The 21,606-nt window shown below is 69.2% G+C and carries 20 protein-coding genes and 2 pseudogenes; 14 read left to right on the top strand and 8 right to left on the bottom strand.

What is annotated here, in order from left to right; all coding sequences use genetic code 11:
* The first annotated feature begins 281 nt into the window (after positions 1 to 281).
* The 3 genes from ACYVO7_RS06655 (at position 282) to choV (ending at position 3,424) form a co-directional block, all read left to right on the top strand.
* The gene (locus ACYVO7_RS06655) at positions 282 to 1,226 is read left to right on the top strand and encodes a choline ABC transporter substrate-binding protein (RefSeq protein WP_460449035.1); all 945 of its coding nucleotides are present in this window, start codon (positions 282 to 284) and stop codon (positions 1,224 to 1,226) included.
* A gap of 137 nt (positions 1,227 to 1,363) precedes the next feature.
* Positions 1,364 to 2,218: a choline ABC transporter permease subunit gene (gene choW / locus ACYVO7_RS06660; protein ID WP_460449036.1), complete on the top strand. Its 855-nt coding sequence runs from the start codon at positions 1,364 to 1,366 to the stop codon at positions 2,216 to 2,218.
* A gap of 3 nt (positions 2,219 to 2,221) precedes the next feature.
* Positions 2,222 to 3,424 carry a choline ABC transporter ATP-binding protein gene (gene choV / locus ACYVO7_RS06665; protein ID WP_460449037.1) on the top strand — a complete coding sequence of 401 codons (1,203 nt, stop codon included), beginning with the start codon at positions 2,222 to 2,224 and terminating at the stop codon, positions 3,422 to 3,424.
* A 142-nt stretch (positions 3,425 to 3,566) separates the two neighbouring features.
* Here choV and betA read toward each other — a convergent pair whose 3' ends face one another.
* The 6 genes from betA to ACYVO7_RS06695 all read right to left on the bottom strand — a co-directional run bounded on the left by betA (position 3,567) and on the right by ACYVO7_RS06695 (position 10,461).
* Positions 3,567 to 5,249, bottom strand: a complete 1,683-nt coding sequence (gene betA / locus ACYVO7_RS06670; protein WP_460449038.1) for a choline dehydrogenase — start codon at positions 5,247 to 5,249, stop codon at positions 3,567 to 3,569.
* Between the two features lie 3 nt (positions 5,250 to 5,252).
* Complete coding sequence (locus ACYVO7_RS06675; RefSeq protein ID WP_460449039.1) at positions 5,253 to 6,938, bottom strand: formate--tetrahydrofolate ligase; 1,686 nt, start codon at positions 6,936 to 6,938, stop codon at positions 5,253 to 5,255.
* A 126-nt stretch (positions 6,939 to 7,064) separates the two neighbouring features.
* Entirely contained in the window at positions 7,065 to 7,478 is a 414-nt protein-coding gene (locus ACYVO7_RS06680) for a GFA family protein (RefSeq protein ID WP_460449040.1), read from the bottom strand.
* A complete protein-coding gene (locus tag ACYVO7_RS06685) occupies positions 7,475 to 8,395 on the bottom strand; it encodes a GlxA family transcriptional regulator (RefSeq protein ID WP_460449137.1) in 921 nt (306 codons plus the stop codon). The genes ACYVO7_RS06680 and ACYVO7_RS06685 overlap by 4 nt, the downstream gene beginning before the upstream one ends.
* 229 nt (positions 8,396 to 8,624) lie before the next feature.
* Positions 8,625 to 9,725 (bottom strand): hypothetical protein, encoded by a 1,101-nt coding sequence (locus tag ACYVO7_RS06690; RefSeq protein WP_460449041.1) that lies wholly within the window; start codon positions 9,723 to 9,725, stop codon positions 8,625 to 8,627.
* A gap of 133 nt (positions 9,726 to 9,858) precedes the next feature.
* Positions 9,859 to 10,461, bottom strand: coding sequence for a DUF1134 domain-containing protein (locus tag ACYVO7_RS06695; protein ID WP_460449042.1), 603 nt, complete (start codon positions 10,459 to 10,461; stop codon positions 9,859 to 9,861).
* Positions 10,462 to 10,594: 133 nt separating this feature from the next.
* On the opposite strand from ACYVO7_RS06695, the gene ACYVO7_RS06700 reads away from it, so the two are divergent.
* The 5 genes from ACYVO7_RS06700 (at position 10,595) to ACYVO7_RS06720 (ending at position 15,477) form a co-directional block, all read left to right on the top strand.
* Positions 10,595 to 11,077 (top strand): YHS domain-containing (seleno)protein, encoded by a 483-nt coding sequence (locus ACYVO7_RS06700; RefSeq protein ID WP_460449043.1) that lies wholly within the window; start codon positions 10,595 to 10,597, stop codon positions 11,075 to 11,077.
* A 117-nt stretch (positions 11,078 to 11,194) separates the two neighbouring features.
* A complete protein-coding gene (gene chpT, locus ACYVO7_RS06705) occupies positions 11,195 to 11,842 on the top strand; it encodes a histidine phosphotransferase ChpT (protein WP_460449044.1) in 648 nt (215 codons plus the stop codon).
* A 112-nt stretch (positions 11,843 to 11,954) separates the two neighbouring features.
* Entirely contained in the window at positions 11,955 to 14,591 is a 2,637-nt protein-coding gene (locus ACYVO7_RS06710; protein WP_460449045.1) for a chemotaxis protein CheW, read from the top strand.
* Positions 14,588 to 15,115: a chemotaxis protein CheW gene (locus ACYVO7_RS06715; RefSeq protein WP_460449046.1), complete on the top strand. Its 528-nt coding sequence runs from the start codon at positions 14,588 to 14,590 to the stop codon at positions 15,113 to 15,115. Before ACYVO7_RS06710 ends, ACYVO7_RS06715 begins: the two co-directional genes overlap by 4 nt.
* Positions 15,112 to 15,477 carry a response regulator gene (locus ACYVO7_RS06720; protein WP_460449047.1) on the top strand — a complete coding sequence of 122 codons (366 nt, stop codon included), beginning with the start codon at positions 15,112 to 15,114 and terminating at the stop codon, positions 15,475 to 15,477. The genes ACYVO7_RS06715 and ACYVO7_RS06720 overlap by 4 nt, the downstream gene beginning before the upstream one ends.
* A gap of 77 nt (positions 15,478 to 15,554) precedes the next feature.
* On the opposite strand, the gene ctrA is transcribed toward ACYVO7_RS06720, so the two are convergent.
* Positions 15,555 to 16,256 carry a response regulator transcription factor CtrA gene (gene ctrA, locus ACYVO7_RS06725; RefSeq protein WP_460449048.1) on the bottom strand — a complete coding sequence of 234 codons (702 nt, stop codon included), beginning with the start codon at positions 16,254 to 16,256 and terminating at the stop codon, positions 15,555 to 15,557.
* A gap of 364 nt (positions 16,257 to 16,620) precedes the next feature.
* On the opposite strand from ctrA, the gene fliI reads away from it, so the two are divergent.
* Entirely contained in the window at positions 16,621 to 17,958 is a 1,338-nt protein-coding gene (gene fliI, locus ACYVO7_RS06730) for a flagellar protein export ATPase FliI (protein WP_460449049.1), read from the top strand.
* A 62-nt stretch (positions 17,959 to 18,020) separates the two neighbouring features.
* Positions 18,021 to 18,440 (top strand): flagellar export protein FliJ, encoded by a 420-nt coding sequence (gene fliJ, locus ACYVO7_RS06735; protein WP_406854603.1) that lies wholly within the window; start codon positions 18,021 to 18,023, stop codon positions 18,438 to 18,440.
* A 26-nt stretch (positions 18,441 to 18,466) separates the two neighbouring features.
* Here fliJ and ACYVO7_RS06740 read toward each other — a convergent pair whose 3' ends face one another.
* Positions 18,467 to 19,084, bottom strand: coding sequence for a GNAT family N-acetyltransferase (locus ACYVO7_RS06740; protein WP_460449050.1), 618 nt, complete (start codon positions 19,082 to 19,084; stop codon positions 18,467 to 18,469).
* Between the two features lie 63 nt (positions 19,085 to 19,147).
* Here ACYVO7_RS06740 and copM point away from each other — a divergent pair, with 63 nt between their 5' ends.
* From copM to ACYVO7_RS06760, 4 genes and pseudogenes are all read left to right on the top strand, one after another.
* Positions 19,148 to 19,519 (top strand): CopM family metallochaperone, encoded by a 372-nt coding sequence (gene copM / locus ACYVO7_RS06745; protein ID WP_460449138.1) that lies wholly within the window; start codon positions 19,148 to 19,150, stop codon positions 19,517 to 19,519.
* Positions 19,520 to 19,619: 100 nt separating this feature from the next.
* Positions 19,620 to 19,793, top strand: a pseudogene (locus ACYVO7_RS06750) (ATP-binding cassette domain-containing protein); the annotation flags it as partial.
* A pseudogene (locus ACYVO7_RS06755) lies at positions 19,781 to 20,371 on the top strand (type 1 periplasmic-binding domain-containing protein); the annotation flags it as partial. The pseudogenes ACYVO7_RS06750 and ACYVO7_RS06755, both read left to right, overlap by 13 nt.
* Before the next feature lie 189 nt (positions 20,372 to 20,560).
* Complete coding sequence (locus ACYVO7_RS06760; protein ID WP_460449051.1) at positions 20,561 to 21,592, top strand: lysylphosphatidylglycerol synthase transmembrane domain-containing protein; 1,032 nt, start codon at positions 20,561 to 20,563, stop codon at positions 21,590 to 21,592.
* Positions 21,593 to 21,606 lie beyond the last annotated feature (14 nt).

Consider the following 21,606-nt stretch of genomic DNA (forward strand, 5'->3'; position numbering starts at 1 on the left):
GTCATCCCCGGCGACCTGCGCAGCAGGTCGGGAAGGGATCCAGAGGCCATGGGCGCGGCTGCCCTGGATCCCCTTCCCGGCGCTGCGCGCCGCCGGGGATGACGGAGTGAGTTGCGCGGTTTTGAGCGCTTCCACGATAGCCGCCACTGTAGCGATACCCGGCATGGTCGAAAGGCTCGCCCCACGCTCGCCGACGCGCCCGCCCCTTTCCCATGACAGGTTTGTGATCCACCATGCGCCCACCGCCGCGCTCGAGGCGGTTCAGCCGATTGGAGCACCCGATGCGTTTCAGCCGTTTCGCCATTTCCACCGCAGCCGTTCTGGCCACTGCATCGCTCGCCGCCGCGGCCGAGCCCGCGTCCTGCAAGACCGTCCGCTTCTCGGACGTCGGCTGGACCGACATCACCGCCACCACGGCGGCCACATCCCTGGTGCTGCAGGGGCTTGGCTACACGACTAAGACAGACGTGCTCGCGGTGCCGGTCACCTACACCTCCATGAAGAACAAGAACATCGACGTGTTCCTGGGCAACTGGATGCCCACCATGGAGGCGGACCGGAAGCCTTATGTGGACGACAAGTCCGTCGAGGTCGTCGGGGTCAACCTGGAAGGCGCCAAGTACACGCTGGCCGTTCCGGCCTACACCTATGACGCCGGGCTGAAGACCTTCGGGGATATCGCCAAGTTCCAGACGCAGCTCGCCGGCAAGGTCTACGGCATCGAGCCCGGCAATGACGGCAACCGGCTGATCCTCGACATGATCAAGGACAACAAGTTCGACGTGAAGGGCTTCGAGCTCGTCGAGTCGAGCGAGCAGGGCATGCTCGCCCAGGTGGAGCGCGCCACCCGCCGCAAGGAGCCGATCCTGTTCCTGGGCTGGGAGCCCCACCCGATGAACACCAAGTACCAGATCAAGTACCTGGCCGGCGGCGACGACATCTTCGGCCCGGACCTCGGCGGCGCGACCATCTACACCAACACGCGCGCCGGCTACTCGGCCGAGTGCCCCAATGTCGGCCAGCTGCTGAAGAACCTGAAGTTCACCCTGCAGATGGAGAACGAGATCATGGGCGCGATCCTGTTCGACAAGCAGGAGGCCGACAAGGCCGCCGGAGACTGGCTGAAGAAGAACCCCGCCGTACTGGACGGCTGGCTCAAGGACGTCACGACCCTGGACGGCAAGCCCGGGCTGGCGGCCGTGAAGACCGCGCTCGGGGTGAAGTGACGGCGGAGCCGTCATCCCCGGCGACCTGCGCAGCAGGTCGGGAAGAGGATCCAGGGCCGGTGTGACGCTGCTCTGGATCCCCTTCCCGCGCCTTGGGCGCGCCGGGGATGACGGCGCGGAGGTAGAAAGAGCGCGCCATGGAGAGCTGGTTCACCGGGGCCGACAAGAAGATCCCGCTCGGCAAGTGGATGGAAGCGGCCGTCGGCGCGCTGAACGACCACGCCCAGGCGATCTTCGACGCCATCTCGTTCGGCCTCGGCGCGGTGATCATGGCCTTCACGGCTGCGCTGCTGTGGTTTCCACCCGTTGTGCTGATCCTGGCGTTCGCCGGCATGGCCTACGCGCTGCACCGCTCCTGGGGATTGAGCCTCTTCATCGCTCTCGCCTTCGCGCTGATCGTCAACCTGGGCTACTGGAAGCCCACCATGGAGACTCTCTCGCTGGTGCTCTTCGCCACGCTCACCTGCGTGCTGATCGGCGTCCCGATCGGCATCGCGGCGGCTCACCGGGCCTGGCTCTACACGGCCATCCGCCCTGTGCTCGACCTGATGCAGACCATCCCGACCTTCGTGTACCTGATCCCCACCCTGATCCTGTTCGGCCTCGGCGTCGTGCCGGGCCTGATCTCCACGGTGATTTTCTCCCTGCCGGCGCCCATCCGGCTCACCTATCTGGGCGTGTCCTCCGTCCCTACCCAGCTCGTCGAGGCCGGCGAGAGCTTCGGCGCCACGCGCCGCCAGCTCTTGTGGAAGGTGGAGCTGCCCTATGCGCTGCCCACCATTATGGCGGGCGTGACGCAATGCATCATGCTCAGCTTGTCCATGGTGGTGATCGCCGCCCTCGTGGGCGCCGACGGCCTCGGCAAGCCCGTGGTGCGGGCGCTGAACTCGGTCAACGTCGCCATGGGCTTCGAGGCCGGCCTCGCCATCGTGATCCTCGCCATCGTGCTGGATCGGCTGTTCAAGCAGCCCGAACGCCGGCGGGGGAGCTGACGCATGGAGGCGAGCGCCACGGCGGTCGAGTTCCGCAACGTCGACATCATCTTCGGCGACCGCCCCAAGGAGGCGCTGCGGCTCCTCGACGAGGGCCGGACCCGCGCCGAGATCCAGGCCGCCTCTGGCCAGGTGCTGGGCGTCGCCGGGGCGTCGCTCGCCGTCCGGCAAGGCGAGATCTGCGTCCTCATGGGCCTGTCCGGCTCCGGCAAGTCGACGCTGCTGCGGGCCGTCAACGGCCTCAACAAGGTCACGCGCGGCGAGGTGCTGGTCCGGCACGGCGGCCGCATGGTGGATGTCGCCTCCATCGACGCCGACACGCTGCGGGCCGTGCGCACCACCAGCGTCGCCATGGTGTTCCAGCAGTTCGCCCTGCTGCCCTGGCGCACCGTGGCCGAGAATGTCGGCTTCGGCCTGGAGCTGCGCGGCGTGCCCTGGGCCGAGCGCGACCGCATCGTCGCCGAGAAGCTCAGGATGGTCGCCCTCGACGCCTGGGCCGACCGCTACGCCAGCGAGCTTTCGGGCGGCATGCAGCAACGCGTCGGCCTGGCGCGCGCTTTCGCGACAGACGCCGACATCCTGCTCATGGACGAGCCTTTCTCGGCGCTCGACCCGCTGATCCGCACCAAGCTGCAGGACGAGCTGCTGGATCTCCAGCGCAACCTGAAGAAGACGATCCTGTTCGTCAGCCACGATCTCGACGAGGCGCTCAAGATCGGCCAGCACATCGCCATCATGGAAAGCGGCCGCATCGTCCAGTTCGGCACGCCCGAGGACATCGTGCTGCGCCCGGCCGACGACTATGTCCGCGAATTCGTGGCCCACGTGAACCCGCTGAACGTGCTCACCGCCTACAACGTCATGCGCGACGCGCGCGACCTGGAGAGCGCCGGGGACGGCTGCGTCTGGCTGGACCGGCGGCGCACGACGCGCTTCCAGGTCGACGCCGGCCGCAAGGTCACGGCCTGCGAGCGCGACGGCGCCCCGGCGCAGTGGCAGGACTGCAACTCCGACCCGGCGAGCTGGCTGAAGCATCCCGCCCTCGCCTTCTGGGCCCGCCAGGACACGCCCCTGCGCGACGTCATGCTGGCCATGCAGCGCAACGCCGCGCCCGTGGCGGTCTTCGACGCCGAGGACCGCTTCGTCGGCGCGATCGGCGTGCGGGACGCCCTGAAGGGCGTTCTGCGCCGAAGCGAAGAAGATTAAGCGCGAAGGCGCCGAGCGTCCCCTCTCCCTGGAACAGGGAGAGAGCGGCATGTCGTAAGACTCGCAGCCGACATCGAGCCTGATCGGACCACCCTCACCCCAGCCCTCTCCCTGTTCCAGGGAGAGGGGGCGCGCCGCCGCCCTACCGCTGCGCCGTCTCCCACTCGGGATGAATGAAGGCCGGCGCGTTGCTGGCCGGGAGCGGCTCGCGGCCGCGGATCAGGTCCGAGGCCTTTTCGCCCAGCATGATGGCGGGCGCGTTGAGGTTGCCGGTTGTGATGATCGGGAACACGGACGTGTCCGCCACGCGCAGGTTCTCGACGCCGATCACCCGCAGGTCCGGGTCCACCACCGCCATGGGGTCGTCCGCCGCGCCCATCCGGCACGTGCCGCAAGGGTGGTAGGCGCTCTCCAGCTTGTCGCGCAGGAAGGCGTCGATCGCCTCTTCCGAGACTACGTCGGCCCCCGGCTGCAACTCCTCCCCGCGATAGGGCTCGAAGGCCGGCTGCGCGAAGATCTCGCGCGTCAGCCGCACGCAGGCGCGCATCTCCTCCCAGTCGTCCGGATGGCTCATGTAGTTGAAGCGGATCACCGGCTTGGCGAAGGGGTCAGGACCGCGCAGCCGCACATGGCCCCGGCTCTTGGACCGCATCGTGCCCACATGCGCCTGGAACCCGTGCGCACTGGCGAGGCTCCTGCCGTCATAGGTGATCGCCAGCGGCAGGAAGTGGTACTGGATGTCCGGCCAGCGCACGCCCGCCCGGCTGCGGATGAAGCCGCAGCTCTCGAAATGGTTCGTGGCCCCGAGCCCGTCCTTGAAGGCCAGCCAGCGCAGCCCGATCAGGGCCTTGGACCAGAGACTCATGGACGAATACAGCGTGATCGGCTGCCGGCTCGCGACCTGGAAGTAGAATTCCATGTGGTCCTGCAGGTTCTCGCCGACCCCCGGCCGGTCGACGAGCACCGGCCCGCCCGCCCCCGCCAGCTCCGCCCCGGGCCCGACGCCCGACAGCTTCAAGAGCGCCGGCGAGTTGATGGCGCCGCCCGCCAGGATCACCTCGCGCCGCGCCCGCACCTGCCGCTCGGGTCCGCCTGGGCCGCCGACCCGATACGAGACCCCGACGGCGCGCCGCCCCTCGAACAGGACACGCGTCGCCATGGCGTGCGGCGTGACCCGGACATTGGGCCGGGTCATCGCCGGGCGCAGGTAAGCGTTGGCGGCGCTCCAGCGCCGGCCCGCGTGGATGGTGCGGTCCATCCGGCCGAAGCCCTCCTGGCGATAGCCGTTGATATCGTCCGTCTGGGCGTAGCCGGCCTGCTTGGCGGCTTCGATGAAGGCCCGGTAAAGCGGGTTCTTCATCGGCCCGTAGCTGGTGTGGAGGGGCCCATCCGCGCCCCGATAGGCGTCGCCGCCTTCCTCCCGCGTTTCGGCGCGCCGGAAATAGGGCAGCACCCGGGCGTAGTCCCAGCCGGTCGCCCCCTGTTCGGCCCAGCCGTCGAAGTCCTGCGCGTTGCCGCGCACATAGACCATGCCGTTGATCGAGGAGGACCCGCCCAGCACCCGCCCACGCGGGACGTGCAGCACGCGCCCGCCCAGATGCGGCTCGGGCTCGCTCTCGTAGCGCCAGTCGTAGCGCGGCGAATTCATCGGGATGGAGAGCGCGCTCGGCATCTGGATGACGGGGGAGCGGTCGCCGCCGCCCGCCTCCAGCACGGCCACGGTGGCGCGGCCGTCCTCGCTGAGCCGGTTGGCGAGCACGCAGCCGGCCGATCCCGCGCCGACGATCACATAGTCGAACGCCTCGTCCTGCGTCGGTCCTGGCATCCGCTACGACAGCCCTTCGATCTCTCCGGCGGAGTCGAGCCGGATGTGCTCCGCCGATGGCGTCCGGGGCAGGCCCGGCATGGTCATGATCTCTCCGCAGATCACCACCAGGAAGCCCGCCCCCGCCCGCAGCCGGACCTCCCGGATCGGCACCACATGGCCGGTCGGGGCGCCGCGCAGGTTCGGGTCGGTGGAGAAAGAATACTGCGTTTTCGCCACGCAGATCGGCAGGCGTCCGAAGCCGGCCCCCTGCAGATCGCGGAACTGGTTGCGCACCGACTGGTCGGCGATGATCTCGGAGGCGCCGTAGATCTCCGTCGCGATCAGCCGCATCTTGTCCCAGAGCGGCAACTCGTCGGCGTAGAGCGGCTGGAAGCCGCGCCCGTCCAGCGGACGGCTCGCCTCCGCCAGCTCCACCACGCGCTGGGCCAGTTCCTGCGCGCCCCTCGAGCCCTCGGCCCAGTGGCTGCACACCACGGCCTCGACGCCGAACTGGTTGCGGCAGGCGTCCTGGATCAGCCGGAGCTCCGCCTCGGTGTCGGTCCCGAACCGGTTGATGGCCACCACCGCCGGCACGCCGAAGCGCCGGACATTGTGCAGGTGACGGCCCAGATTGGAGAGGCCCTTGTGGACCGCTTCGAGATTCTCCGGGCCGAGATGGTCCTTGGCCACGCCGCCATGCATCTTGAGCGCCCGCACGGTCGCCACCACCACGGCCGCGCAGGGGTTCAGGCCGGCCTTGCGGCACTTGATGTCGAAGAACTTTTCGGCCCCGAGATCCGCCCCGAAGCCGGCTTCCGTCACCACATAGTCGGCCAGTTTGAGGGCGGTGCGGGTCGCCACCACCGAATTGCAGCCATGGGCGATGTTGGCGAAAGGCCCGCCATGCACGAAGGCGGGCGTGCCCTCCAGGCTCTGCACCAGGTTGGGCTGCAGCGCGTCCTTGAGCAGCGCCGTCATCGCGCCGGCCGCCTTCAGGGCCGCCGCCGTGATCGGCGCCTTGTCGCGGGTGTAGCCGACGATGATGGCGCCCAGCCGCTCCTCGAGGTCGGCGAGGTCCCGGGCCAGGCAGAACACCGCCATCACTTCGGACGCCACCGTGATGTCGAACCCGTCCTCGCGGGGATAGCCGTTGGCGACCCCACCCAGCGAGCTGACGATCTCCCGCAGCGCCCGGTCGTTCATGTCCAGCACGCGGCGCCACGCGATGCGGCGCGGGTCGATGCCGAGTTCGTTGCCCCAATAGACGTGGTTGTCGATGAGGGCCGCCAGCAGGTTGTTGGCGGAGGTGATGGCGTGGAAGTCGCCCGTGAAATGCAGGTTGATCTGCTCCATCGGGACGACCTGGGCGTAGCCGCCGCCGGCCGCCCCGCCCTTCATGCCGAAACACGGCCCGAGCGAGGGCTCGCGCAGGCAGATCATGGCCTTGCGGCCGATCCGACCGAGCGCGTCGCCCAGGCCCACCGTGGTGGTGGTCTTGCCCTCGCCGGCCGGCGTCGGGCTGATGGCGGTGACCAGGATCAGCTTGCCGTCCGGCCGGTCGCGCAGGCTCTCGATGAAGGGAAATCCCAGCTTGGCGATGTGCCGGCCATAGGGGTGGATGGCGTCCTCGGGCACGCCCAGCCCCGCCGCGATCTCGCCGATCGGCTTCAGCCTCGCCGCCCGGGCGATCTCCAGATCTGTGGCCATTCCGGCTCCCCCGCCCCGGCCGCATCGCCCGGTCTCGGCCGGCATTCTGGACGCGGCCCGCGATCCGCCCGCGAGCCGATCCGTCCTGTTCTGGCCAGAATGCGTCAGCGCCGACCGCGCGACGGCTCAGTCGAGACCCTCGGGCGAGGCGCCGCCGTAGCAGGGCTTGCCGTCCGTGATCTCGTCATAATCCGACCGGTCGTCGCAATAGATGTGGCGGATCACCTTCAGGCCGGTCGGAGGGTCGAGCGCGCCCGCCATGATGCTGGTCGCCTCGGCGCCGGTGCGCCGCCAGAACAGGTTGCCGCCGCAGCGGCTGCAGAACCCGCGAGCCGCCTCGGCCGAGGAGGTGTGCCAGGTCAGCGTCGCATCTGAGGTGAAGCGGATGTGCTCCGTCCGCGCCTTGGTGGCCTCGACCCGGCTGCCGGTCGTCTTGCGGCACTGGCCGCAATGGCACACGACGACGCCCCTGAGCGGCCCTTCGATGGTGAAGCTCACGCCCCCGCACAGGCACGAGCCCGTCGCCCGCGCCGGCGTCACTGCAAGCCCCGCCGTTCATGCGAGGGAGTGCGGCCGAAATGCTCGCTGTAGCACTTGGAGAAATGCGACGCGGAGACGAACCCGCAGGCGAGCCCGATGGTCAGGATCGGCATCGAGGTCTGGCGCAGCAGGAAGCGGGCCCGGTTGAGCCGCAGGCTGAGATAATATTTCGTCGGCGCCTCTCCGATGTATTTGCGGAACAGCCGCTCCAACTGGCGGGTGGACAGCCCGACCTCGTCGGCCAGCTCGGAGCAGGAGAGCGGCGTCTCCAGGCTCTTCTCCATCTCCGACACCACGGCCAGCAGCTTGGGATGGGCGACGCCCAGGCGGGCCCTCAGCTCCATGCGCTGGCGCTCATGCGCGTCGCGCTGCCGGTGGTGAATGAGCTGGTCGGTGACCTGCGCGGCGATGTCCGCGCCCTTCTGCTTGGCGATCATCGACAGCATCATGTCGATGGCGGCGGTGCCGCCCGCGCAGGTGAAGCGGTTGCGGTCGATCTCGAACAGCTCCTGGGTGACCTCCAGGTCCGAGAACTCCTCCCGGAAGCTGTCGTTGTTCTCCCAGTGGATGGTGCATTTGCGGCCGCCCAGGAGTCCCGCCTTGGCGAGCACATGCGTGCCGGTGCAGACCGCTCCGATCTGGACGCCGTAGAAGGCCAGCGTCCGGAGCTTGGCGATCAGCTCGCGGTGTTCGAACCGGTGGACGTCGATCCCGGAACAGACGACGACGGCCGGCATGGGGCCCACATCCGCATAGCTGCCGTCGACCGCGACGCTGATCCCGTTGGAGGCCGTCACCGGCTTGCCGTCCGGCGAGAAGATGCGCCAGCCATACAACATGCGCCCGGAGCAGCGGTTCGCCAGCCGCAGGGGCTCGATGGCGGACGTGAAGGCGATCATCGAGAAGTCGGGCACCATCAGGAACCCGAAGGTGTGCACGCTCTCCTGCGTCCCGCCGGGCGCCACGCCGGACGGAGCTGGTGCGGGCGTCTCGCCGCCAGGCGACAAAGATGGAGTCCGGAACATCGTGACGTTTCCCCTCAGCGACATCACGTATTCAGCTTCGGCCCGATTGGATCACGAAGCCGTTCGCTTGGCGACATCATATGTCGCCTGGGGAACAGGACGAGGGTCTGCGGAGGCTCGGTTAACCCGACGCCGCCGGCTTGGCTGGCTCGGATCCGACAGTCGTGAGGCGCGCGCGCCGGCGCTCGGGCCGGGACGGGTCCGGCGCGGAGAGCCGCGGCTCCTCCTCGGCCGCCGTCCCGGAAGACGGCTCGACCTTCCGCAACGCCTCCAGCTCGCGCTGCAGGGCGCGGCGCTCGTTCCGGGTCCGCTCCAGCGCGCCGTCGGCCGCGGCCTTCTCGGCCCGCAGCCGCTCCACGGCGTTGGAGAGGTCCTCGGCCTTGGCCCTCTGCCGCTCGTCCTCGGCCCGCCTCTCGGCCTCGACCCGGTCGGTCGCGCTCACCAGCGCCTCGCGGGCGGCCGCGTGCTCCGTCCGCAGCGCCGCCAGGTCCTCGGCCGTGCGGGCGTGCTGCGCCTGCAGCGCCTCCAGGCGCGCGTCCGCCTCGGCCTTCTCCTGGGCGAGCGCGGCCAGCTGCGCCTCCAGACCGGCCCGGGCCTGATCGAGCTGGTCGAGCCGGTCGTCCTTGGCCACGATGGCGCTTTGGGCGTGGGAGAGGGTGCGCTCCAGTTCGGAGATGCGGGCCCGCAGGCTCTCGATCGAGGTCTCGAGCGTCGAGATGACCAGCCGGCGCTCCTCGGCGGTCTCCTGAAGGCGGCCGTGTTCGCCCTGCAGGGTCGCGAGGTCGGCGCGGCGCACGAGCAGCTCCTCGCTCGCCAGCGTCAGGTCCGCGCCGGTGCGCTCCAGCGTGCCCGACATCGCCTCGATGGCCTGCCGGGCGGCGCCGAGGTCCCGCTCGAGGCCCGCGATGGCGTTGGAGCGGCTCACCACGTCGGCCTGCAGGTCGGCGATCAGCACTGCGCGCCGTCCGAGCTCGGCCATGTCGTCGGCCCTCGCCCGGGCGGCGGCCTCGCTTTTGAGTTCGATCCGGCGCGCCTCGACGGCGATCTCGGCGCGCAGATGATCGCGCTCGGCGGCGATCTCCGCCATGGACAGCGGTAGGCGCGCCTCGACGCGTCGCCGCGCCAGACGTTCAGCCCTCCGCGACAGCGCGGGAAGGACAAGCAATGCAAGCAGGGCCGCCGACAGGAAGCCCAGGGCGAACACCATGATCGTTTCGATCACCGCCGAGGGCCCCCTCACTCAAACTCGGTGCAGGAGCATCGCATGACGGCGCGCTCCCTTCCAAGCCGGATTCCATCATCATTCCGCAACCGAACACCCGGTCCGCAACCGTCCCGGTGGGGAACGGCAGGGTTCAGAAGGGGTTCCACGTCGAGGCGGGCGTGAACTTCAGATAGCCCACATTGACGCCGAGCCGGGCGCCCACGCCCGAACTGATCGGGACGACCACCATCTGGTCGGCCACCAGCGCCGTCATGCCGAAGCCCCCGACCACATAGGCGGAGCCGTCGAGCCCGCCGAAGCGCTGGAAGATCGCGTCGGTGGCCGGCATGTTGTAGACGAGCATCATCGTCCGGGCGCCCTGGCCGCCGAAGTCGAAGCCGAAGGACGGCCCCTGCCAGAACACCCGGCGGTCGCCCGCGTTGCGGGTGTAGAGCACGCCTTCTCCGTAGCGCAGGCCGCCCACGAAGGCGGCGCCGCCCTCCTGGCCGAGGATGTAGCCGTTCGGCTGGCCCCAGCGGCGCGTCGCCTCCTCGATGGTCAGCGCCAGACCGCGGGTGATGTTGCCGAAGAAGCGGTGCCCGGAATTGACCAGCTCGTCCGGCGAATAGGCCTCGGGCTGGACGGCCGTGCGGCGGGCCTGGGCGGCCGCGGTCCCGGCGGCGGTCCCGGCCAGGGCCAGGGCGGCCAGCGCGAAGGCGAGGGCGCGCGCCATGCGGCGCATGCTGATGATCATGAAAACCTCCCGCCGCGCGCGGCTAGGCGCCGCAGCCTGAACGCCGTCAACGCAACCGCAAGCGTCGTCATGCTATGCGGCCGGGCGGCCGCAGAGTGACCGAATCAAAACAATGATACAGTCCGGGCGAAGTATGACGCAGACAAGGCCCTTTCGCGCCGCCATCTTGGCCTTGGCGCTGGCCGCCGGCTGGGCCGCTCCGGCGCGCGCCTTCGAATACGGCCTGACCACGCAGCGCGTGCTCGCGGACCAGATGTCGGGCATCGCGCTCTATGGCTACGACCCGGTGGCCTATTTCGTCGACAGGGCGGCCCGGCCAGGCGTGCAAGCCTTCGAACTGGACTGGGGCGGCGCAACCTGGCGCTTCGCCACGCAGGCCAACCGCGAGGAGTTCCGGCGCTCCCCCGAGGTCTTCGCGCCCGCCTATGGGGGCTACGACGCCGACAGCGTCGTCAGGGGCTTCGCGGTCGCGTCCGATCCCACGGTCTACAGCGTCGAGGGGGACAGGCTGTTCCTGTTCCGCTCCGAGGAGGCCCGCGCGCGCTTCTTCCAGGAGGGCGGCCCCGCGGCGGCGGACAGGGCCTGGCCCCAGGTGCTGAAGGAGATCGGCCCCTGAAGGCCCGGCTCCGCGTCGGGGCTCCGGCTTTCGTCCGCCTTCCGTGATCGGCGTTCCCGGTGTATTCGCCTAGTCTGCGGCTTCCGCCGATTCGGCTGGGGACGGCGGAGACTTGTCATGACGGCCATCACTCTCGATGCACTCGACCTTGCGGCGCTGCTGTGCAGCCGGGTCTGCCACGACGTCATCAGCCCTGTCGGCGCCATCGTGAACGGGCTCGAAGTGCTCGAGGACGAGAAAGACGAGTCGATGCGCGGCTTCGCGCAGGACCTCATCAAGAAGAGCGCGCGCCAGGCCTCCGCCAGGCTGCAATTCGCCCGCCTCGCCTTCGGGGCTGCCGGCTCGGCCGGCGCGGCGATCGACACCGGCGACGCCGAGCAGGTGGCGCGCGGCTTCATCCAGGACGACCGCACGACCCTGACCTGGAACGCGCCCCGCGTCCTGCTCCCCAAGAACCAGGTGAAGCTGCTCCTCAACCTCCTGGTCATCGCCACCACGGCGGTGCCGCGCGGCGGCGTCATCGACGTCACCATGACGGTGGAGAACGACAAGGGAACCTTCGTGGTCGCCGCCAAGGGCATCAACGCCCGCATCCCGCACTCCGTGCCGGGGCTGCTGGCCGGAGCGCCCGAGAGCGGCACCGTCGACGCCCACGGCATCCAGCCCTTCTACACCGGCCTGATCGCCCGGGCGGCCGGCATGGACGTGGCGCTGACCATCGACGGCGACCTGGTGACGATCTCGGCCACCCAGAAGCCCGCCTGACGTTTCTTTTCACGCATTCCAGCTGAAGACGGCTGCGCCTCAACCGATCATCAACGGTTGACGGGCATCAATGACCGGTGGCGCACTACGCGGCGCACAGTCGGGATGCCTCATGGACGACGTTCTGCGCGAGTTTCTGACCGAGACCCTGGAAACGGTCGAGAACGTCGACCGCCAACTCGTGCAGTTCGAGCGTGAGCCGAACAACGCGACCATGCTGGCGCACATCTTCCGCCTGGTGCACACCATCAAGGGCACCTGCGGCTTTCTCGGCCTGCCGCGCCTGGAGGCGCTGTCGCACGCCGCCGAATCCCTCATCAGCCGCTTCCGCGACGGCGCGCCCGTCACCACAGAGGCGGTCACGCTCATCCTGGGCACGATCGACCGGATCAAGATGATCCTGCGCGTGCTGGAGGAGAGCCAGGCGGAGCCCGAAGGGGCCGACACGGACCTGATCGAACGCCTGAACGCCCGGGCCGAGGAGCCGGCCTCGCCGATGGCGATCGCTCCGGCTCCGGCCCCGGCCCCGGCCCCAGCCCCCGTTCCGCTCGTCATGGACGAGCCGGACGACGCCGGCGAACTCCCCCCCGTCCCGGCCGCGCCGCAGCGCCGGGACGAGGCGGAGACGCCGATCCAGCGCCAGAGGCCGCCAGGCGCCGCCAAGCAGCCCGGTTCCCGCGTCGTCCAGGGCGGCGCCGCGACGGCCCAGTCCATCCGCGTCGGCCTCGACACGCTCGAAGGGCTGATGACGATGGTCTCGGAGCTGGTGCTGACCCGCAACCAGTTGGTGGAGCTGGCCCGCCACGACGAGAACAGCGACTACAAGGCCCCCCTGCAGCGCCTCTCGAGCGTCACCGCGGAGCTGCAGGAGCGGGTCATGAAGACCCGCATGCAGCCGATCAGCACGGCCTGGCAGAAGCTGCCGCGCCTCGTCCGCGACCTGTGCGCGGAGCTCGGCAAGGACATCGAGCTGGTCCTCACCGGCGCCGAGACGGAACTCGACCGCCAGGTGCTCGAGCTCATCAAGGACCCGTTCACGCATCTCATCCGCAACGCCGCCGACCACGGGCTGGAGACGCCCGAGGAGCGCCGACTGGTGGGCAAGCCGCCCCGGGGCACGATCCGGATCTCGGCCATCCACGAGAGCGGAACCATCACGATCGAGGTGGCGGACGACGGCCGCGGCCTCGATGTCGGGCGCATCGCCGCCAAGGCGCTCGAACGCGGGCTCGTGACCCCAGCCGAACTGGAGCGGCTCAGCGACGAGCGCATCGCGCGCTTCATCTTCGAGCCGGGCTTCACCACGGTGCACAATGTCTCCCACGTGTCCGGGCGGGGCGTCGGCATGGACGTGGTGCGCTCCAACATCGAGCTGATCGGCGGCTCGGTGGACGTGCGCTGGGTGCCGGGCGAGGGCTCCACCCTCACGATGAAGATCCCGCTGACGCTGGCCATCGTGGCGGCGCTCATCATTGAGACCGCGGGCCAGCGCTTCGCCATCCCGCAGGTGGCCGTGGTGGAGCTGGTGCAGCCGCGCTCCACCTCCGAGCACCGGCTGGAATCCATCAACGGCACTTGGCTCTTGCGCCTGCGCGACACGCTGCTGCCCGTCGTGCGCCTGGGCGCCATCCTGGGCATCGACCCGCCGAACCGGAAGCTCGACCCGGAGGCCGGTTTCATCGTCGTCCTGAAGCTCGGCAAGCGCTCCTTCGGCCTCGTCGTCGACAAGGTGTTCCACACCGAGGAGATCGTCGTGAAGTCGATCTCCAACCTGCTGAAGCCGATCAACGTCTTCTCCGGCAACACCATCCTGGGCGACGGCCGCGTGATCCTGATCCTCGATCCCAACGGGATCGTGCAGCGGATGGGCCACACCCCGGCGCCGACCCGCTCGGAGCGCGACGAATCCGCGCCGCGCCGCAGAGTGCAGGAGGACAAGAGCTCCTTCCTGATCTTCCGCGCCGGCGAGGGCGAGCTGAAGGCCGTGCCGCTGGCCGCCGTCACCCGCCTGGAGGAGTTCGAGGTTTCGCAGATCGAGACCGTCGGAGGACGCTCCGTCGCCCAGTATCGGGGCGACCTGATCCCCATCGTGCAGGCCGTCCCCGGCGCGCCCATGCACGCCAGCGGCATCCAGCCGGTGCTGGTGTTCTCCGAAGGCGACCGCACGGCCGGCATCGCCGTGGACGAGATCGTCGACATCGTCGAGGACCACCTCGACATCAAGTCGACCGGCCAGGCGCCCGGCATCGTCGGCTCGGCGGTGATTCGCGGCCGCGCCACCGAGATCATCGACGTCGCCCATTTCCTGCCGCTGGCCTATCCGGACTGGTTCGACAGCTCCGCCCCGGCCCCCAGCACGCGGTCCAACCGCGTGCTGCTGGTCGACGGCGCGCCGTTCTTCCGCGGCATGCTCGCCCCAGTGCTGAAGGCGGCCGGCTACGACGTGGTGGCGCTGGCGGAGGTCGACGCCGCCCTGACGCTGGCGCAGCGCAGCGCCGAGAGCTTCGCAGTGGTCGTGGTCGACATCGAATCGCGCGGCCGCAACGGCTTCGACCTCGCCGAGGGCTTCCAGGCCGACCGGCGCACCGCGGAGCTGCCGGTCATCGGCATCGCCTCGCGACTGCACCCGGCCGCCGTCGAGCGGGCCCGGGCGCTGGGCCTCTTCGACGTGGTCGCCAAGTTCGACCGCGCGGGGCTGCTCGAAGCCATCGCCGAGGCGATCGAGGCCAAGGAGCCCGCAGCCGCATGACCCTGATGCCCCGCACCGGTTTCGAGGACGTCGAGACCAACCCCGAGATGCGCGAATACGTGACCGTGCTGGTCGACGGCCAGCTGTTCGGCCTGCCGATCGAGTGCGTGCACGACGTCTTCATCGCGACCGAGATGACCCCGGTCCCGCTCGCCCCGCCCGAGGTGGCCGGGCTCTTGAACCTGCGCGGGCGCGTCGTGACCGCGATCTCGCTTCGCCGCGTGCTGAAGCTGGAGGACGGCGGCCAGAGCGCCGGCCGCATGGTGGTGGGCGTCGAATATAGCGGGGATTCGTTCGGCCTGGCGGTCGACGGCGTCGGCGAGGTGCTGAGCCTGGCGCTGGCCGAGATGCAGCCTCCCCCGATGAATCTCGACCCGCGCTGGTCCACCATCGCCAAGGGCGTTCACTGGCTCGACAACGGCCTCCTCGTGGTCATCGACATCCACGCCGCCCTCGGCCCCGCGATGATGTCCGAAAGCCCTCGCACGGCCGCGTTTCCCATGCAGAAAGGTTTTCACCCATGATGAATTGCCTGGTGGTCGACGACTCGCCCGTGATCCGCAAGGTGGCCCGCCGGATCCTCGAGGGCATGGATTTCCACGTCGAGGAGGCCGAGGACGGCCAGCAGGCGCTGGCTCTGTGCCAGCGCAACATGCCCGACGCCGTGCTGGTGGACGCCGTGATGCCGGTGATGGACGGCTACGAGTTCCTCAAGACCCTGCGCCGCACGGCCGGCGGAAGCGCCCCGAAGGCGCTGATGTGGAACACCGAATACGACGTCGCCCTGGTGGCGCGCGCCATCCATTCCGGCGCCGACGACGTGCTCATGAAGCCGTTCGACCGCGCGCTCGTGGCCGAGAAGCTCGCCCAGGTCGGCCTCGCCTGAACGGGCGAGGCGACGAGAAACCCCGCCGGGGTGCGGCGGGGCTTTCAGGATACCGAAAGGCTGGAGGGAGCGCCCGGTCAGGCCGGGATGCGCTCCTCGGCGTCGTTGGGCTCGCGCAGCACGTAGCCGCGGCCCCAGACCGTCTCGATGTAGTTCTTGCCCTGCGACGCGTTGGCGAGCTTCTTGCGGAGCTTGCAGATGAACACGTCGATGATCTTCAGCTCCGGCTCGTCCATGCCGCCATAGAGATGGTTGAGGAACATCTCCTTGGTCAGCGTGGTGCCCTTGCGCAGGCTCAGGAGCTCCAGCATCTGGTACTCCTTGCCGGTCAGGTGCACGCGGGCGCTGGCCACCTCGACCGTCTTCTGGTCCAGGTTGACGATGAGGTCGCCGGTGGTGATGACCGACTGGGCGTGCCCCTTGGAGCGCCGCACGATCGCGTGGATGCGCGCCACGAGCTCGTCCTTGTGGAACGGCTTGGTCAGGTAGTCGTCGGCGCCGAAGCCGAGGCCGCGCACCTTGTCCTCGATGCCGGCGAGGCCGGAGAGAATCAGGATCGGGGTCTTGACCTTGGCCACGCGCAGGCTGCGCAGCACCTCGTAGCCGGACATGTCCGGGAGGTTCAGGTCCAGCAGAATGATGTCGTAGTCGTACAGCTTGCCGAGGTCGATGCCTTCCTCGCCGAGATCCGTCGTGTAGACGTTGAAATTCTCGGACTTGAGCATCAACTCGATGCTCTGGGCGGTAGCGCTGTCGTCTTCGATGAGAAGTATGCGCATTTCAGGTCTCCAAGCTCGTCCCTTGGTCCGCAACCGCAGCATCGACCGGCGGGACCCGGCTGAAGCTCTCAGGCGCCCCGAAGCGCGCCCTGATGATCTCGTTTTCCAACGTTACGCCGCAATGGTTAACAAAACCTGATTCTGATCCGCAAGCACCATTGCGCCCGAACTTCGCGAATCGGGATAAAATGTTGCCTGTGCAGCAGAAAAGGCGAATGTTGGATCTCATGTAGCGGATTAAGCTTCTGTCCTAACCGACTCACCTGACTCACCCTTCGGAGCCCAGCTTCCGAAACTGTGGGACACACGAGTTCAGCCTGTGCATTCTTAATGGGACCGGTAAACGAATCGTTACGGACACGGCATGAGCCTTCATGATCACGATCGGCTGCATGCGCTGCGCGCAGACCTCGCCAACCTGGACGAGCTGACCGTCTATGGCCGCGTCGCCAGCGTTCGCGGCCTCATGATCGAGGTGGCGGGGCCGCTCTCGGCCATGCATGTCGGCGGGCTGCTCGACGTCGAGGTTGCGCCCGGGCGCAGCGTGCCGTGCGAGGTCGTCGGCTTTTCGGGCGACCGGGCGCTGGTGATGCCCTTCGGCGGCGTCGACGGGCTGCGGCGCGGATGCCGGGCCGTGGTGCGCTCCGCGCCCGGGGGCGTGCGCCCCTCGCGCGGCTGGCTCGGGCGCGTGATCAACGCCATGGGCGAACCCGTGGACGGCAAGGGGCCTCTGCCCGCCGGCCCCGATCTCGTCCGGCTGCGGGAGGAGCCTCCGCCGGCCCACGCGCGGCGGCGCGTCGGCGAGCCGCTCGACCTCGGGGTGCGGGTGCTGAACACCTTCACGACCTGCTGCCGCGGCCAGCGCATCGGCATCTTCGCAGGCTCGGGCGTCGGCAAGTCCGTGCTGCTCTCGATGCTGGCCCGCAACGCGGGCTCGGACGTCGCCGTCATCGGGCTGGTCGGCGAGCGCGGACGCGAGGTGCAGGAGTTCCTGCAGGAGGACCTCGGCGAGGCCGGGCTCGCCCGCTCCATCGTGGTGGTGGCGACCTCCGACGAGCCGGCGCTGATGCGCCGCCAAGCCGCCTACCTGACCCTGGCGATCTGCGAGTACTTCCGCGACGAGGGCGCGGACGTGCTGTGCATGATCGACAGCGTCACCCGCTTCGCCATGGCGCAGCGCGAGATCGGCCTGGCCGCCGGCGAGCCGCCGACCACCAAGGGCTACACACCGACCGTCTTCACCGAACTGCCGAAGCTGCTGGAGCGCGCCGGCCCGGGCGTCGGCGAGGGGGCCATCACGGGCCTGTTCACCGTGCTGGTGGACGGCGACGACCACAACGAGCCGGTGGCGGACGCCGTGCGCGGCATCCTCGACGGCCACATCGTGATGGAGCGCGGCATCGCCGAGCGCGGCCGCTACCCGGCCGTCAACGTGCTGAAATCGGTGTCGCGGACCATGCCGCGGTCCTGCGACCCCGAATTCTGGCCCGTCGTGCTGGCGGCGCGCCAGAACATGGCGACCTACGCCGACATGGAGGAGCTCATCCGGCTCGGCGCCTACCGGGCGGGATCGTCCGAGGAGGTGGACCGCGCCATCGCGCTGAATCCCGCCCTCGAAGATTTCCTCCGCCAAGGTAAGGAAGAAGCAACCTCGTTGCGCGAAGGTTATCTCCGTCTCGCGGGGATCATGGCTGGTGCATGACGCCAGGATCGCCAGTGCAACTCGCAGCCGCCCCGAACGGCTGCGCAGCGTGAGTAGAGTGGATGAAATCGCGGGATACCGTCATGCGCCTGAAGCGCTTCCAGGTCGACGAGAAGCGTCGACGGGTGGCGCAGATCGAGATGATGATCGCCGACTTCGAGCGGATGGTCCATGAGCTCGAACGCGAGGTCGCCAGCGAGGAGCAGAAGTCGGGCATCTCCGACAAGGCTCACTTCGCCTACCCGACCTATGCGCGCGCCGCCATGACCCGCAAGGAGAACCTGCAGCGTTCCGCCGACGAGCTGAAGACGCAGCTGGAGGACGCGCGCGCCGAGCTGGAGGCGGCCTTCCAGGAGCTCAAGAAGTTCGAGATCCTCGACGACCGCGAGCAGGCCCGCGAACGCGCCGCCGAGTCGGCGCGCGAGCAGTCCGACCTCGACCGCATCGGTCTCGCCATGCGGGCGGGCTTCGCCCGCGCCTGAGCCGGGGGGTCCGGCCCGCCGCCCGGTCACGCCCCGCGGGTGACCGGGATGTCGGGAAAGCTGTCGGGATCGAGAAGGCCGGCGATCCTCGGATCGTCGGCGACCTCCACGGCCAGCCTGTAGGGCGCGAAGCCCGAGCGCCTGTAGAAGGCGATCGCGCCCGGATGGTCCAGCGTGCAGGTGTGCAGCCAGACCCGGCGGACCGCCTGGCCCCAGGCGAGCTCCAGCGTGCGGTCCATCAGCCGCCGGCCCAGCCCCTGCCCCGTCGCCTCGTCCACCAGTCCGAAATAGACGATCTCCGCCTCGCCCTCCTGGCGCAGGTCGATCTCGACGAGCCCGATGTCGCGGCCGCCCTGCGTCGCCGCGAAAGCCATCACGCCCGGATCGCCCAGCACGGCCGAGACCTCTTCGTCCGACGCGCCCAGCCGCGAGAACCAGAACCACCGCTCCCCGATCGCCCGGTAAATCCGCTTGTAGCGCGCCGCCTCGCCCGGCCCGAAACGCTCCAGCGCCAGGTCCGCCGTCTCCGGCCGCGGCGCCCGGGGGGCGGGCGGAGCGCGCATCTCCAGATAGGTCACCACGGCCGCGATCTTGCCGGCGGGAACGTCGGAATAGCCGTCTTGGAGGGGGGCGCCGTTTGACATGGATCCGCGCAATTCCAGATAGAAGGCCCCTACCCTAGGGCGTCACGCCCCGTCCGTCAGGAGATCCCGATGAAGATTCTGTCCGCCGCCGTCATTCTCGTCCTGGCCGCCGGCGCGCCGGCGCTGGCCCAGCAGGGCCACGCCGGCCATGGCGCGCCCGCCCAGAAGGCGCAGGCGCGGTCGCCCTCCGACGCCGGCTACAAGGCCGCCATGGACCGGATGCACAAGGACATGGCCACGCCGCTGACCGGCGACGCGGACGTGGACTTCGTACGGGGCATGATCCCCCACCACCAGGGCGCGATCGACATGGCGAAGGTGGAGCTGGAACACGGGAAAGACCCGGCGCTGCGCAAGATGGCGGAGGAGATCGTCAAGGCCCAGGAAGCCGAGATCGCCGTCATGAAGGCCTGGCTCGCCAAGCGCGGCAAATAGCGCCCGCAGGAATTGACGAGAGACAAACGCATCCTGACCAATTGTTGGTGACAGTTCCGGCGATCTGTCCCACTGTCTCCCGAACAGGGGGCGAGGCGGGATGGGGGTCGCGGGCGAGTTGCGCTTCGAGCGCATCGTCAAGGCGTTCGGCGGCGCGCAGGCGCTGAAGGGCGTCAGCCAGTCCGCGAGACGTGGCGAGGCGCTCGCCCTCTTGGGCGAGAACGGCGCCGGGAAGTCCACCCTCATCAAGATCCTGGGCGGCGTGCCGCCGCCCTGTGGGCCTTCGCCGACGCCGGCGGCAAGCCCGGCGTGGTCATCTTCACGGATTCGACCTACGCGATCGCGATCGCCAAGGCCAACAAGATCCGCGACGTCGTCACGCAGGCGGGCGGCGCGGTGCTCGAATATGTCGACACCCCGATCGCCGACACCTCGACCCGCATGCCGCAGCTGACGACCTCGCTGCTGCAGCGCCATGGCGCCAAGTGGACGCATGCGCTCGCCATCAACGACATCTATTTCGACTTCATGGGGCCCTCGCTGGCGGCGGCGGGCGTCAAGGGCGACGGGGCGCCGAAGGCTGTCGCGGCGGGCGACGGCTCGGAAAGCGCCTATCAGCGCACCCGCTCCGGCCAGTACCAGGCCGTGACGGTGGCCGAGCCGCTGAACCTGCAGGGCTGGCAGCTCGTCGACGAGCTCAACCGCGCCTTCGCGAACGAACCGTGGTCCGGCTACACCCCGCCGCTGCACGTCGTCACCAAGGCCAATGTGGAGTTCGACGGCGGCCCGAAGAACGCGTTCGATCCCGAAAACGGCTACCGCGACGCTTATCTGAAAATCTGGGGCAAGTAGGCGTCTCCCTCCCGAGCCGACCCGGCGGCCCTCATCGGGCCGCGCGGGCGGCGCGTTTCGGCGACCTTCGCGGGCGCGCGCCTCGCCGCGCCTGCGATCATGCTTGCGGGCGTCGGCCGCTTCGTGCAGGAGATGGCCGCCAACGAGGCCTGCAGGGGGGCGACCAGGTCGTCAGGCATGAAACGCATCATGGATTTCATCTGGCCCCTCGTCGGGCTGGTCGCCGTCGTCTGGTCGGTCGAACTTCTCTACAAGAAGCTGAAAGCCGAAGCTGCGGTCGATCCCGCGGTCCGGGCCCTGCTGGAGCAGGGCGGCGTCTGGGACAACATCCGCACCATCGCGGGCGTCATCGCGGCCAAAATCGTCGCCATTCCGCCCCACGCCTATCTGCTGTGCGGCCTGTCCACCCTTGTCGCCTATGCGGCGCTGGCCTGGTACGACCGGATCGCCCTGATCCACCTGAAGCGGCAGAAGGGCATCTCCTGGTTCTACATCGCGACCTGCTCCTTCGTGACCTACGCGCTGTCGCACAATATCGGGGCGTCGGTCTTCTCGGGCGGCATGGTCCGCTACAGGGCCTATACGGCCAAGGGCCTTTCTGCCGCCGAAGTCGCCGTGCTGGTGGCGCTGTGCTCCTTCACCTTCGCGTTCGGCACCATCCTGCTGCTGGGCCTCGTGCTGGTCGGCGAGCCGCACATTCTGCGGCCGCTGGCGAGCCTGTCGCCCTGGTTCGCTGTCAATGAGACCGCCGCCCGCCTCGTCGGCTTGGCGATGCTGGCATTCTGCCTGCTCTACACCGTCGGCTCGTGGCTGCACTTCAAGCCGATCGCGTTCGGCAAGCTGGAGATCGTCTATCCGCGTCTGCCTATCGTGGCGCGGCAGTACGCCGCCGCGCCGCTGGAGCTGATCGGCGCCGCCGGCATCATCTATTTCGCCCTGCCGGATGGAAGCCCGAGCTTCTTCATCGTGCTCGGCGCCTTCCTGATGTCGTTCTCGGCCGGCCTGCTGTCTCAGGTGCCGGGCGGCGTGGGCGTCATGGAGGCCGTGTTCCTGGCCATCATGCCCACCGTGCCGGCCCCGGCGGTTTTCGCCGCGCTGCTCGTCTGGCGGCTCTTCTACCTCATCCTGCCGCTCGTCTTCGCGCTTCCGGTGGTGCTGCTGTTCGAGCGCTCCCAGCTGGCCCGGGCGGCCGCGCCGCTGGAGCCCAGGCCTCCCGTCTGAGAGCCGTGGGCGGG

The organism is Alsobacter sp. SYSU BS001988, assembly GCF_054796215.1.